The sequence below is a fragment of the Chryseobacterium artocarpi genome (genome assembly GCF_001684975.1).
Classification (GTDB): Bacteria; Bacteroidota; Bacteroidia; order Flavobacteriales; family Weeksellaceae; genus Chryseobacterium; species Chryseobacterium artocarpi.
In genome coordinates, this window is sequence record NZ_MAYH01000012.1 from 423,828 (window position 1) to 437,922 (window position 14,095).

General features: G+C 35.8%; 13 protein-coding genes. 6 read left to right on the forward strand and 7 right to left on the reverse strand.

Annotated features, from left to right (window positions below; genetic code table 11):
- Positions 1–6: 6 nt before the first annotated feature.
- The 4 genes from trpD to BBI01_RS06430 all read right to left on the reverse strand — a co-directional run bounded on the left by trpD (position 7) and on the right by BBI01_RS06430 (position 4,045).
- Positions 7–996: an anthranilate phosphoribosyltransferase gene (gene trpD, locus BBI01_RS06415; protein WP_065394142.1), complete on the reverse strand. Its 990-nt coding sequence runs from the start codon at positions 994–996 to the stop codon at positions 7–9.
- A 91-nt stretch (positions 997–1,087) separates the two neighbouring features.
- A complete protein-coding gene (locus BBI01_RS06420; protein WP_065393845.1) occupies positions 1,088–1,690 on the reverse strand; it encodes an anthranilate synthase component II in 603 nt (200 codons plus the stop codon).
- A gap of 36 nt (positions 1,691–1,726) precedes the next feature.
- Positions 1,727–3,151, reverse strand: a complete 1,425-nt coding sequence (locus BBI01_RS06425; protein WP_065393846.1) for an anthranilate synthase component I family protein — start codon at positions 3,149–3,151, stop codon at positions 1,727–1,729.
- A 249-nt stretch (positions 3,152–3,400) separates the two neighbouring features.
- Positions 3,401–4,045 (reverse strand): hypothetical protein, encoded by a 645-nt coding sequence (locus BBI01_RS06430; RefSeq protein WP_065393847.1) that lies wholly within the window; start codon positions 4,043–4,045, stop codon positions 3,401–3,403.
- Between the two features lie 136 nt (positions 4,046–4,181).
- On the opposite strand from BBI01_RS06430, the gene BBI01_RS06435 reads away from it, so the two are divergent.
- The 4 genes from BBI01_RS06435 (at position 4,182) to lysS (ending at position 7,570) form a co-directional block, all read left to right on the forward strand.
- Positions 4,182–4,391, forward strand: coding sequence for a hypothetical protein (locus tag BBI01_RS06435; protein WP_065393848.1), 210 nt, complete (start codon positions 4,182–4,184; stop codon positions 4,389–4,391).
- Positions 4,391–4,762: a c-type cytochrome gene (locus BBI01_RS06440; protein WP_065393849.1), complete on the forward strand. Its 372-nt coding sequence runs from the start codon at positions 4,391–4,393 to the stop codon at positions 4,760–4,762. The genes BBI01_RS06435 and BBI01_RS06440 overlap by 1 nt, the downstream gene beginning before the upstream one ends.
- Before the next feature lie 3 nt (positions 4,763–4,765).
- Positions 4,766–5,683 carry a 23S rRNA (adenine(1618)-N(6))-methyltransferase RlmF gene (gene rlmF / locus BBI01_RS06445; RefSeq protein WP_065393850.1) on the forward strand — a complete coding sequence of 306 codons (918 nt, stop codon included), beginning with the start codon at positions 4,766–4,768 and terminating at the stop codon, positions 5,681–5,683.
- A gap of 189 nt (positions 5,684–5,872) precedes the next feature.
- Positions 5,873–7,570, forward strand: a complete 1,698-nt coding sequence (gene lysS, locus BBI01_RS06450; protein ID WP_065393851.1) for a lysine--tRNA ligase — start codon at positions 5,873–5,875, stop codon at positions 7,568–7,570.
- Between the two features lie 144 nt (positions 7,571–7,714).
- Here the strand turns inward: lysS and BBI01_RS06455 are convergent, their stop codons facing one another.
- The 3 genes from BBI01_RS06455 to BBI01_RS06465 are packed head-to-tail and all read right to left on the reverse strand — an operon-like array spanning position 7,715 to position 10,573.
- Entirely contained in the window at positions 7,715–8,224 is a 510-nt protein-coding gene (locus tag BBI01_RS06455; protein ID WP_065393852.1) for a ClbS/DfsB family four-helix bundle protein, read from the reverse strand.
- Between the two features lie 4 nt (positions 8,225–8,228).
- Positions 8,229–9,233 (reverse strand): cytochrome d ubiquinol oxidase subunit II, encoded by a 1,005-nt coding sequence (locus tag BBI01_RS06460; protein ID WP_065393853.1) that lies wholly within the window; start codon positions 9,231–9,233, stop codon positions 8,229–8,231.
- Complete coding sequence (locus BBI01_RS06465) at positions 9,230–10,573, reverse strand: cytochrome ubiquinol oxidase subunit I (protein WP_065393854.1); 1,344 nt, start codon at positions 10,571–10,573, stop codon at positions 9,230–9,232. The genes BBI01_RS06460 and BBI01_RS06465 overlap by 4 nt, the downstream gene beginning before the upstream one ends.
- A 211-nt stretch (positions 10,574–10,784) precedes the next feature.
- Here BBI01_RS06465 and BBI01_RS06470 point away from each other — a divergent pair, with 211 nt between their 5' ends.
- On the forward strand, positions 10,785–11,972 hold the full coding sequence (locus BBI01_RS06470) for a hypothetical protein (protein ID WP_065393855.1): 1,188 nt from the start codon (positions 10,785–10,787) through the stop codon (positions 11,970–11,972).
- Between the two features lie 158 nt (positions 11,973–12,130).
- Positions 12,131–14,065 carry a DNA topoisomerase (ATP-hydrolyzing) subunit B gene (gene gyrB / locus BBI01_RS06475; RefSeq protein ID WP_065393856.1) on the forward strand — a complete coding sequence of 645 codons (1,935 nt, stop codon included), beginning with the start codon at positions 12,131–12,133 and terminating at the stop codon, positions 14,063–14,065.
- Positions 14,066–14,095: the final 30 nt, after the last annotated feature.

Sequence of the window (14,095 nt, forward strand, 5' to 3'; positions counted from 1 at the left end):
ATTAGATTACTGATTGATTAAAAGTTCAAAACTCTTTAGTGCTTTTCCGCTTTCTAAACTTTCCTGAGCGAGAAGAAGACAATTATCATAAGTTCCGAATTTATGGGTGTGATAAAGTGCTACTGATGCATTGGCTAACACTACAGAATTCTGTTGTTCAGTTCCATTTCCTTTCAGAATATTCATGAAAATTTTTGCTGTTTCCTGAATGGTATTTCCGGCTTTAATATCTTCCAGTGTCACCGGATTAAATCCAAGATCTTCCGCAGAGTGAATCTCTTCACCGTTTTTAGTAATAATCTTGCTGTCATGGGTTAAGCTGATTTCGTCATAACCATCCAGCCCGTGTACTAAGATAAAATCCTTTTCCTCTTTTTGAAGAAGATACTGATAGATTCTTGCAATCTCAAGGTTATAAACTCCAATCATGGAATATTGAGGCTTTGCCGGGTTTACTAAGGGACCTAAAAGATTAAAGAACGTTCTTAATCCCAGTGATTTCCTCAATAATCCAACAGATTGAAGGGCAGGGTGGAAGTAGGGAGCATGGAGAAAGCAGATATTAGCTCTCTCAAGGTCCTCATTCAGTTCTTCTGAACTGTTCTTGAATTGATATCCAAGCTCTTCCAGCACATTGGATGAGCCAGTGGTCGTTGAAGCCCCGTAATTTCCATGTTTTGTCACCTTCTGCCCAGCTCCGGCAACCACAAAGCTTGCCAATGTTGATATATTGATTGTGTTTTTTCCGTCACCTCCTGTTCCTACAATATCAATAGCATCATTGGCATCAATATTTACAGGAACAGCCATTTGTAATAAGGCTTCTCTGAAACCTTCAAGTTCTTTTAAAGTAATATTTCGCATCAGAAAAACACTGATGAATGCCGTTACTTCCGCAGCATTGAATTTGTTCTGTGCAATTTCAATCATCATAGCCTTTGCCTCAGACTTTGATAAAGTATTATGATTGAACAGATATTGCAGTATTTCTTTCATTTGGGGTGTTTTTATTGTTGAGGAATCTTGTGTCATTGTTTTCATGCTTCGTTTCTCCATTAAACTTTTACCGGAAGGGAGATTGATAATTTTAATGATTTAAAAAATTTCGGATAATCACCTCTCCATCCGGGGTTAAAATACTTTCAGGATGAAACTGTACTCCGTGTACATCATAAGTTTTGTGTTGTAAAGCCATGATCATTCCGTCCTTATCTACAGCGGTTATTTCCAGTTCTTCCGGGAAATTTTCCGGATTTACCGCCCAACTGTGGTATCTTCCTACTTCTAATCCTGAAGCTAAGTTTTTGAAAAGTTTAGTATCTTCTTTTACTAAATCTGTTGTGGTAGCCACCCCATGAAATATTTCAGAAAGGTTGATCAGATTTCCTCCAAAAGCTTCCGCAATAGCCTGTTGTCCTAAACACACTCCTAAAATACTTTTCGTAGGAGCATATTCTTTAATCAATTCCAATAAAATACCTGCTTCTTCAGGAATTCCGGGACCAGGTGAAAGGATTATTTTATCATACTTCCTAACTTCTTCCAGCGTGATCTGGTCATTTCTTACCACGTCTACTTTTTGATTCAGTATTCTTTCAATAATCTGAACAAGATTATAGGTAAAGCTGTCATAGTTGTCAAAAACGAGAACTTTAAGCTGAGGTTGTTGAGAGGTTGTATTGTTATTCATTTTTTCTTTTTTTGTAAGTTAATTTTGTTGCTGCTTTTAATTTTCAACGATTTTTTCTGCTTTTTCAACTGCTTTTTTCAGGGCATTTAATTTATTGTTGACCTCTTGCAGCTCGTTTTCTGGGACAGATTTTGCAACAAGACCGGCTCCAGCCTGATAATAAAGGGTATTATTTTTACTCAGAAATGTTCTGATCATAATCGCCTGGTTGCAGGTTCCATTCAAACCGACAATACCAATACAGCCCCCATAATATCCACGGGAATCTTTTTCATATTGATTGATAAGTTGAAGAGCTTTATGTTTAGGAGCACCACTTAAAGTTCCCTGTGGGAAAGTTGCAGAAATCATGTCTAGAGGGTTGATTTGCTCTGGAAGATCAGCCGTTACTTCACTTACCATGTGAATGACATGAGAGAAAAGTTGTATCTCTTTAAGCTTTGTAACAGTAACATTTTTTCCAAGTTTTCCAAGGTCATTACGGGCAAGGTCTACCAGCATGGTGTGCTCAGCGTTTTCTTTTGGATCATTTTTTAAAACTTCAATAGCTTGAAGATCAGCTTCAAAGTTTCCGGTTCTTTTGGAAGTTCCGGCAATAGGATGGATGATTGCCTTGTGATCTTTGATAATTAATTGACTTTCAGGGCTTGATCCGAATAATTTGTAATTTCCATAATCAAAATAAAACAGATAAGGAGAAGGATTGATATTTCTCAAAGCACGGTAAACGTTAAACTCGTCTCCTTTGAATTTCTGCTCAAATCTTCTGCTTAATACCAGCTGAAATACATCACCTCTCATGCAGTGTCTTTGTGCTGTTTTTACCAGTTCAAGGTAATCTTCATTGGTGATATTTGACGTTTCTTCGCCATTCTTTTCAAAAGGATAAACAGGTGTATTTTGATTTTTGATAAGGTTTTCCAGAAGGTTGACTTCGGATTTTACACCGTTCATTTGATTCTCAATAATATACATTTCATCATTAAAATGATTAATCGCAATTACATATTGATATAATCTGTATCGAAGAATAGGAATTTCTACCTCTGGACTTTGTGCTTTTAAATTGACATTCTCAAAAAACTGGACCGCTTCAAAACTTGTATATCCGAAAAGACTTTGCGCAGTCTGTTCAATAGGATCATCGGTTTTCTCACAGTCGAAGATGGTGCGGAAATCTTCAAAAATATCAGTGATATTGCGGTCTGTGATGAATTGTTTTACGGGAGAGGAATCAGGAAGTTTGATTTCAAATTCTTTTAAGTTTTTAACTTCAATTCCTGCTACAGCATTGATGGCGATGAAAGAGAAATTATTATCAATACTTTTTGAGTCTGAACTTTCCAAAAGAATAGTATCTCTGAACTTGTCTCTTATTTTCAGATAAATATTCATCGGAGTATGAAGATCTCCAAGAGTTTTTTTCGAAACGGTTTTTATTTTGATTTTCTGAGTAAACATCTGTTGTTTTATTTTTAGATTTTAGGAATAAAAAAAGGCTTCAACGGAATCCGTCAAAGCCTTGTATATTGTTTTGTTTATATCTGCTGTTGGTTTAATAACATGACAATAACTTCAGACCCGACGAAGAGTTTGAAAGCCACCACCAAATATTGTTGCTATTATTAAACATGGGACAAATGTAGAGATTTTTTTTAATACAAAAAACAAAAAACTTCAAAAAAAACAAAAAATTAATATTGGAATATATCACTTTAGGAGCTCCAGTTCTTGCTTTAATTCTTCAATTTTTAATTTAGAATCTTTATCGTCATAGCTATTAACGTAATCTTCTAAGGCTGAGATATATTCCTTGATAAATTCTTTATTCGTTTTATCTGCTTCATACTTAATTCTAGCCGAATTTACAGGGGCAAGTTTTGAGTATTTGAGTACTGCTTTCCCTTCTTCAGACTGATTATAAAGAATAACAATGTTTTTTTCATATCCGGGAATATACTTAACAGGAAAAGTCTGTTCCAACCGTGGAATTCTGATTGCATTTTCGATAGGATAGATAGAAGCCGTTGTAGTAGAGAAAAAGGTTGAAACGTATTTTCCATCCTGTTTTTTTATAATAGCTTCATAATCGTGGATGTACATTTCGTTTAATGTAGAATTGGTTTCTACATCAGAGGTGATGATAGCAGTACTTTCTACTCCGTACTGATTGAGGAACCAGGCATTTAAAAACTGTCCGCCAAATCCGTTTAAGATGGCTAAAGGAATGATAGGAATCAGAAACCATGCTTTTTTCGTTAAAGTTGAAAGTAACCCGAAAAACATGATAAGAATAATCACAGTATAAAAACCATGATGGCTGGTGAAAAACAGAATTTTTGAAATTAAAACCATAGGCTAAATTTAGAAATATCACCTTATTAAACAGCTATAATTCCATTAAAATTACAAAAAAATATCTTTAAAGTGGGGATATATCATCGTTTTAAAAGCTTATTTTTTATACTTTTGTCTAAATTTTATAGAAAAAATGAAAAAAGTATTAGCAATCGCATTTATCGGAGGTTTATTATTAGCTAGCTGCTCAAAAAAAGCAGATCATTCATTACAAGACAGCAACACTATGCTTGAAGAGCCAGAAGCAACTACAGTTGTAGATTCTACTGCTAAAACGGCTGCTCCAGCTGCTGCAACCCCTGCTCCTGAAGCTGCTAAAACAGATTCTACAGCGAAAAAATAATGAAAAATTTATTTTTGGCAGGAACATTAGGTCTTTTGATCTTTTCCTGTTCTAAAAAAGAAAATACGGCAGAAGTAGCGTCTTCCGATGCTGCGCCTGTGTCAGCTCCGGCAAAATCCAATCTTTCGGGTGATCAGATCATCGAAACATTGGATTGTTCCGGATGTCACGCTGTCAATGAGAGAATGATAGGACCTTCTTATCAGGAAATAGCGGGTAAATATTCTGAAAAGGATATTGATCTGTTGGCTTCCAAGATTATAGAAGGCGGAAGTGGAGTTTGGGGAGGTGTCCCAATGGCTGCCCATCCACAAGTGTCTAAAGAAGATGCTAAAAAAATGGTGGAATATATTTTAAGTCAGAAGAAATAAAACATGTCCACCGAAAAATCCAGTCTGCACACAAGAAATCTACATCGTAATCCCTATGATTTTGATCAGCTCATTTCTTGTGTGCCAGAACTGAATCACTATGTTTTTGTCAATGCTTATCAGACAAGAACGATCAATTTCAGTATTCCACAAGCTGTTAAACTGCTTAATAAAGCTTTATTACAACACTTTTATAATATTAAAGGCTGGGATATTCCTGATAGCAATCTTTGTCCTCCCATTCCAGGAAGAGCTGATTATGTACATTATATTGCGGATTTATTAGCAGAAGACAACGGAAAGATCCCGGAAGGAACTTCTGTAAAAGGTTTGGATATTGGAGTAGGAGCCAATCTTGTGTATCCTCTAATATCGCATCAATCCTATGGCTGGCAGATGCTTGGTACAGATATCAATGAAGATTCATTAAAAAATGCCCGTCATATTTTAGACCAGAATCCCGAGGTGGCATCCGGGATAGAACTCTTGCATCAACCTGATTCCAATCATATATTTAAGAATATTATCGGTTCCGAAGATAAGTTTACATTTTCTATGTGTAATCCTCCTTTTCATGATTCAAAAGAGTCTATGATAAAAGGAAATATGAGAAAAAACAGGAATTTAAATAAGTCAAAGAGTCAGAAATCATTGCTTAATTTTGGAGGTCAACAATCGGAATTATGGTGTGAAGGAGGTGAATTGAGGTTCATTACCAATATGATTAATGAGAGTTTGGACTATTCATCACAGGTTCTTTGGTTTACGTGTCTGGTTTCCAAAAAGGATAATTTGCCTAAACTGACTTCGCTTTTAAAAAAGGTAAAGGCAGAGTTCAAAATAGTTGACATGGCTCAGGGACAAAAGATAAGCAGAATACTGGTTTGGACGTTTGTTCCTAAACAGGACAGGAAAATATAAAAGATCAAAGCTTACCCTAATATAGTGATAGCTTAAATTCCGAACTTCATACCTCGCACCTCGAATCCCACACCCCTTATCTCAACCTCTAGTTCCCCATATCTTAGCCACTTTTTAAAATTTCTGAAAAAATCAATTGACGATCAGGTCAAAAATGACTAAATTTGTACGCTTTTAGAAAAATAAGAAATGCAATTATCAGAACAAGAAATCATTAGAAGAGAAAAGCTGAATAAGCTGACTGAAATGGGGATTAATGCGTTCCCTGCGGATGAGTATACAATTACAGATACTACAGAATCTATAAAACAGGACTTTTCTGAAAGTAAACAGGTGAAGATCGCTGGTAGATTGATGTCACGCAGAATTCAAGGGAAGGCTTCTTTTGCAGAATTGCAGGATTCTAAAGGAAAAATCCAGGTTTACTTCAACAGAGACGAAATCTGTCCGGGAGAAGATAAAGAATTATATAATGAAGTTTACAAGCACCTTTTAGATATCGGTGATATTATCGGCATTGAAGGAGAATTGTTTACAACTCAGGTAGGTGAGAAGACGGTTTTAGTAAAGAACTTTACGCTTCTTACTAAGGCTTTACGTCCTTTACCTCAGGCAAAAACAGACGAAAATGGTGTTGTACACGACGGATTTACAGATCCGGAATTGAGATACAGACAACGTTATGTAGATTTAACGGTAAATCCACAGGTAAAAGAAATTTTCGTGAAGAGAACAAAATTGTTCAATGCAATGAGAACTTTCTTCAACGATGCAGGATATTTTGAAGTGGAAACTCCAATCCTACAATCTATTCCTGGTGGAGCTGCGGCTAAGCCTTTCATCACGCACCACAATGCTTTAGATATTCCATTATATTTAAGAATTGCCAACGAATTATATCTGAAAAGATTGATCGTAGGTGGTTTTGACGGAGTATATGAGTTCTCTAAAAACTTCAGAAACGAAGGGATGGACAGAACTCACAACCCGGAGTTTACAGCAATGGAAATCTATGTTGCTTACAAAGACTACAACTGGATGATGGATTTCACAGAGAAATTATTAGAATTCTGTGCGATTCAGGTAAATGGAACTACAACGGCTACTTTCGGAGAGCATGAAGTAGATTTCAAAGCACCTTACCCAAGAGTTTCTATGACGGAAGCAATTCTGAAATTCACAGGTTTTGATATTACCGGAAAGACGGAGAAGGAATTATTTGACTTCGCAAAATCTATCGGTATTGAAGTAAATGAGACGATGGGTAAAGGAAAATTAATTGATGAAATCTTCGGTGAAAAGTGTGAAGGAAACTTCATCCAACCGACTTTCATTACGGATTATCCTGTTGAAATGTCTCCACTGACTAAGAAACACAGAAGCAAAGAAGGTTTAACTGAGCGTTTTGAATTGATGGTTTGTGGTAAAGAAATCGCAAATGCTTATTCGGAGCTTAATGACCCTATTGATCAGAGAGAGCGTTTTGAAGCTCAGATGGCTTTATCTGAAAGAGGGGATGACGAGGCAATGTTCATTGATCAGGACTTCTTAAGAGCGCTTGAATATGGTATGCCACCTACATCAGGATTAGGAATCGGTATGGATAGATTGATCATGTTCTTAACGAATAATGCTTCAATCCAGGAAGTGCTATTCTTCCCTCAGATGAGACCGGAAAAAGCGGTTCCTCAAATTGAATTGGGAGAAGATGAAAAAGTAATCCTTGAAATCCTTAATTCCCAGGAAGAGGCGATGTCTTTAGCTGAAGTAAAGGAAAGAAGTCAGTTATCTGGTAAGAAGTGGGATAAAGCTTCTAAGACTTTGACAAAAAATAATATTGTGAAAGTTGAGAAAATAGATGAGAATCTTTTGATGAAACTGGCATAGCCACTTCATTAAAGTAATAATATTATAAAAGACTATTTCTAAAATGAAATAGTCTTTTATTTTTTAGCCACGAATACACGAATCATTTCATTTGTGTATTTGTGGCTATTTATTAAGATTAATGAAAGGAAGTGTAAAACAGTTTTATATCTGATTCTTCTTCCATTTCCTTAGCTGCGTTCTAAAGTTTTTAAAAGGAGCGACTGTATTAATATGTATCCATTTCCAGACAGCCCATTTTGCAGGTGTAGTTGCCCATTTTCTTTGTTCGGGCTCAAACAGGATTTTATCATCGATACTTTCAATCCATTCTATAATTTCATTGACCTGTTTTTGCAAAAGTTCTCTTTGCTCAGTTAAGCTGTAAGAACCATATTGCTCATAAAAAGATTGATATAATCCCTTTAGATTATTCCATTTGTATTCAGGAGTAGGTGTTTTTACTTCAACTCCTTTCTTTTCATCAGCCTCCCACTGAAGTAGGAGGCGAGTCCAGCCAATCTGATATGATATATTTTGTGATGGCGTTTTGTCAACATCAGGTTTTAATACATCTTTTTCTTCTTCTTTAATATCATTGAACTCCTCATCATATAGAAAATATCGTTTCTTTATCTCTTCGATCAGTTCAGTTTTATCTTTATAATTCTGCATTATATTATTTTCTCAGTTTACTGAAAGAAGCCATCAGATAAAATAAAAACGGAAGAATAAATAACGACCCCAGCATCAGCGCCCATCCCAAGGCTGCTATTGTTTTCTCAGGTGCCATATGCTCTAAAAGTGATAAATGTTGTCCGTTTCCTAATAAAATAATATCCGGATTATGCTGATACGTTGCTGCAACAAGGATCATTACGATTTGAAAACCAGCAAGAGCACGTACAGGAAGTAGTTTTTGTTTGTTCATTGCTCTAAAAATAAGAAGTAAAGCAATGGTTGCAAAAGCAATAGCCATAATTCCCAAAGGTTTTGAAAATACCCACATCAAAAGAGGAATGTCTGAAATATAAGCAGTGACAAATACAAGAATTCCTGTTACCACAACAAAAATCATTGTCTGTTTTGATTTTCTGATCATGAGTAATAACTCATCTTTACCGCGGGTTTCTCTCAATGAGAAAATAGAGGCAAGGTAAGCGCACAAAGCCACGGTAAATAAACCTACAGAAACACCGAACCAATTTAGCCAGCTGTAAATATAAAGATCTAAAAAGTTGTTTGCATCCGGATTAATGGAATGTGAAACTGTTGCTGCAGCTATTAATCCTAAGAAAAATGGAGTTAATAGACTTGCATAATAAAAGATCTGAGTATATAAAACCTGCCAGTTATCCTTTACAGCATCATAATGTCTGAATGTAAATGCAGTTCCTCTGGCAATGATTCCCAAAAGCATTAATACCAATGGAATATGCAGATAAGTAGACATTGTTGTATAAATTTCAGGAAACCCTACAAAAAGTATTACAATGGCAATGATGAGCCACATATGATTTGCCTCCCATACAGGAGCAATGGATTCATACATGATTTCATGGGTTTTATGACGGGCTTTTTTATTCGTGAAAAGCTCCACAATGCCGGCACCAAAGTCAGCGCCGCCCAGAATAACATAAAGACAGATGGAAAGCCAGAGAAAGCCTATAACAATGTAGATCATGATTTTTTGTTTTTATCGTTAAACTGAGCGTCTGTAGGGTCGTAAAGTTTCGGAACCATTTGGATCTGTCTTCTTAAAAGGAAAACCAGAATTAAGGATAAAGACACAAAGATTGCGGTGAAGAAATAGAACGAATATTGTATTCCCGGCATTGGTGTTACCGCATCTATTGTTCTCATTACTCCATAGATGATCCAGGGTTGTCTTCCTACTTCGGTCACAGTCCATCCGGCTTCTAATGCAATATAACCAAATGGAGTTGCGATTAAAAAGGTCTTTAATAACCAGTTTTTAGTAAGCCATTCCTTTTTGAAGAAGAACGCATATAGATATATTGATCCGATACAGATCATAACTACACCAAAGAAAATCATAATCTGAAAGGCATAATGAGTTACCGCAATCGGTGGCCATTCGTCTTTTGGAAAATCTTTAAGCCCTTTTACTTCAGAATTAAAATCATTGCTTACAAGAAAACTTAATACTTTAGGAATCTTAACAGCATATTTTATTTCTTCTTTCTCTTCATCAGGAATTCCACCAATAACAAATGAAGCACCTTTTTCTGTTTCGAAATGAGCTTCCATGGCTGCCAATTTAATAGGTTGCCTTTCTGCTACAGATTTTGCTGCAATATCACCGCTCAAAGGCGCTCCAAAAGCTCCGATAAGGGCAAAACCTACAGCAATTCTGAAAGCTTTGGTATGAAATTCAACATTTCTTTTTCGCATGATCATAAAGGCATGAACACCAGCCACTGCGAATCCTGTCGCACAAAATGCAGCCACCGTCATATGAAGTGCCTGTGGAAACCACGCATCATTGAACATTGCTTTTATAGGATCTATATTAAGATATTGTCCATTAATATAATCAAATCCGGTAGGAGAGTTCATCCAGGCATTGGCTGCTACCACCAGAATACCCGAAGCAAGTCCGCTTACCCCTACAAGAAATCCGCAAAACCAGTGAAACCACTTATTGAACTTATCCCATCCATATAAAAAGAAACCAATAGCAATGGCTTCAATAAAAAAGGCTGTTCCTTCCAGTGAAAAAGGCATTCCGAAAATAGGACCGGCATGTTTCATAAATCCAGGCCATAAAAGTCCCAGTTCAAAAGAAAGCATTGTTCCTGAAACAGCTCCGGTAGCAAATAGAATTGCCACTCCTTTACTCCATGCCTTTGTTAATCCTTTATATACTTCATTATTGGTTTTTAGGTACTTCCAATGGGCAAAAGCCATTAAGAAAGGCATTACCATTCCCACACAGGAGAATATGATATGGAAGCCCAAAGAAAGCGCCATCTGGGCGCGGGCAGCTATAAAATCATCCATAATATCAACTTTTCAGTAAATAAATTTACGCATAAATTATTGATGTTGAGTATGATTTAAAACAGTTGTTATTTCAACAATACATTTTAATTTTGAATCTTTTATTGGTTGGCTATTATTTGAGAGGGGATAGGGAGAATTCCATCTTTTTTACTTTTACACCCCGGGAAAAAACATCATATTTGCAGGAATTTTAATTGAATTATTAACCATGAAATTTTTAAATAAAGGAGTTTTTATAGCTTTTTTTCTATTTTACACATATTCTTCTGCTCAGTATAGAAACGGATTAAAGGGGATTTACATGCCTCAGGGTGAACAAGTGAATCTTCCGGCAGAATATAATTTTTTTATTGACGAAGGACGAAGAATTGCTGGTGAAGTATATTACCAAAATCTTCAGCGTTCCAGTGGAAGAGACAGTAGTTTTAATTCTTTGGAACTTATCTTTTTTGAAAATAGAAAATATGACTTCCTGAATACCGGATTTGTTTTGGTTCCACAGATGAATAGTCAGCTGATGGGAAAGAATATCTCCACAGTTACGGTTCGGAATAATAATACATGGAAAATGGCTTTTGGAACAGTAGACTTTGCCACTTACAATCCCCGAAATAATGTGACCAATTTTCTGTATATGGTTATTTGTAGAAATATGACCGATGAACAGGTTCTTGCTCATTTTTTAAATATGATGGATACTCCTGCAAACAGTAAAATTTCAAAATATGTTCAATTGATCAGAGACATTAATAAGGCAAACAAAATTAATGTTGAAGAAAAGGTTGATGAGTTTGCACCAGGTTTGTTGACAAAATTATGTAAAGATATTAATGCCCAGACTTCGGGTGACGAGTGTACACTGGCTCTTTATAAAGCCTATATTGAAGATAAGGATGAAAATGTAACAAGACAAAATATTGATCGTTTCTTCAGATCATTAGGTAATATGTCTTTGCAGAATATGACCAATGATTATGTTCTTCCGAGAGGAGATCTGAATATAATGGAAAAAGACATAAAACTGGTCCTGCCTAATGAATTTTTTTATGCAAAAAAGAAGAATGATCAATCTGATATTTCTTTTTTTATTGAAAAAATTGAACAGAATCTAACGTATGATTTTGAGAAGAAAACGTATGTTCTTATATTTAAAGTAACTCCTCATTTCGACAGTACGTCGTCAGATTTTAAATTTTTAGGAGAATACTATGATACACTTAAAGGTAAACAACAAGTAGAAGATATTGATGTGAAAAAAAATGAAATTAATTATTTGGAATTTTTTCTGTATCCAGATAAAATGGAAGTACAAGTAAACCTGACCAAGAAAGAAAATAGATTCAGCTATGGTTATAAATTGAAAAATGTGTTTAAAATTAAAAAGAATACCCCTTAGATAGAATAGATATAAGTTAAAAACAAAAATAAGCAGACAAAGTCTGCTTATTTTTGTTTTTAACTCTACATTTTTTTGACATTTTTTAACTTTCATACCTCGAAAAAAATCACGATATTTGTAAGTCTTTGCATATAGCAAGATTTTTAATATTTAATATGAGTCAAAAACAATATACAGCTAGTAGTATTCAGGCATTGGAAGGAATGGAGCACGTACGTATGCGTCCTTCAATGTACATTGGTGATGTAGGATTAAGAGGTCTTCACCATTTGGTTTATGAAGTAGTAGATAACTCTATCGACGAAGCATTGGCAGGATTCTGTGACACGATATTCGTTGCCATTAAAGAAGGAAACGGAATCGAGGTTAGCGATAACGGTAGAGGTATTCCGGTTGACTTCCACGAAAAAGAACAAAAATCTGCTCTTGAAGTTGTAATGACGAAAATTGGAGCCGGAGGTAAGTTCGATAAAGATTCTTATAAAGTTTCAGGTGGTCTTCACGGAGTAGGGGTATCGTGTGTAAACGCACTTTCCAACGAAATGATCACTACTGTTTACAGAGACGGGAACGTTTACCAGCAGATATATTCAAAAGGAAAAGCTCAAACTGGAGTAGAAGAGATCGGAAACAGTGATAAAAGAGGTACAAAACAGTTCTTCCAGCCGGATGATACTATTTTTACTGAATTAGTATACAACTACGATACGTTAGCAAGCCGTTTAAGAGAGCTTTCTTACCTTAATAAAGGAATTACAATTACTCTTACTGACGAGAGAGAGAAATTTGAAGACGGATCATTCAGAACAGAAGTTTTCCATTCTGAAGGCGGATTGAAAGAATTCGTTGCTTATATCGACGGAAACCGTGAATCTATTATGGAGCACGTAATTTTCATGGAAGGAGAAAGAGATAATATCCCGGTAGAAGTAGCTATGCGTTATAATACTTCCTTTAATGAGAATCTTCACTCTTATGTAAATAACATCAACACTCACGAAGGAGGTACTCACTTAGCAGGTTTCAGACGTGCTTTAACGAGAACTCTTAAGAAATACGCTGATGATTTAGGGATTCCGCAGAAGGAAAAAGTAGAAATTACAGGAGATGACTTCCGTGAGGGATTAACTGCCGTGGTTTCTGTAAAAGTAATGGAACCTCAGTTTGAAGGACAAACCAAGACAAAATTAGGTAACTCTGAAGTTTCTGGTGCTGTAGATAAAATTGTAGGGGAAATGTTAACGAATTTCCTTGAAGAAAACCCTACTGAAGCAAAACAGATCGTTCAGAAAGTGGTTTTAGCAGCTAAAGCAAGACAGGCAGCTAAAAAAGCAAGAGAAATGGTTCAGAGAAAATCTCCAATGGGAGGTTCTGGACTTCCAGGGAAACTGTCCGACTGTTCATCCAAAGACCCAGCAGAATCTGAAATCTTCCTTGTGGAGGGAGATTCCGCAGGTGGAACAGCTAAACAAGGACGTGACAGACACTTCCAAGCTATTCTTCCATTAAGAGGTAAAATTCTGAACGTAGAGAAGTCTATGCTTCACAAAGTATATGATAACGAAGAGATCAGAAATATTTATACAGCTCTTGGTGTTTCTGTAGGAACAGAAGAAGACAGCAAAGCGTTAAATATGGCTAAGCTAAGATATCATAAAATCGTAATCATGACCGATGCCGATATCGATGGATCTCACATTTCAACTCTTATTCTTACATTCTTCTTCAGATATATGAAGGAGCTTATTGAGAACGGATATATTTATATTGCTCAACCACCTTTATACTTATTGAAGAAAGGTAACAAGAAAGTATACGCTTATAACGAAAAAGAGCGTGAAGAATTTACTTTGGAAATGTCTCCGGATGGAAAAGGTGTTGAAGTACAACGTTACAAAGGTCTTGGAGAGATGAACCCAGAGCAGCTTTGGGAAACAACTCTTAATCCTGAGCACAGAATCTTAAAGCAGGTAACTATTGATAACGCTGTAGAAGCTGACAGTGTTTTCTCAATGTTAATGGGTGATGAGGTTCCGCCAAGAAGAGAATTTATTGAGAAAAATGCAAAATATGCAAAAATTGATGCATAATCATTTTTAAAAATATGTAAAAAGCTCCTG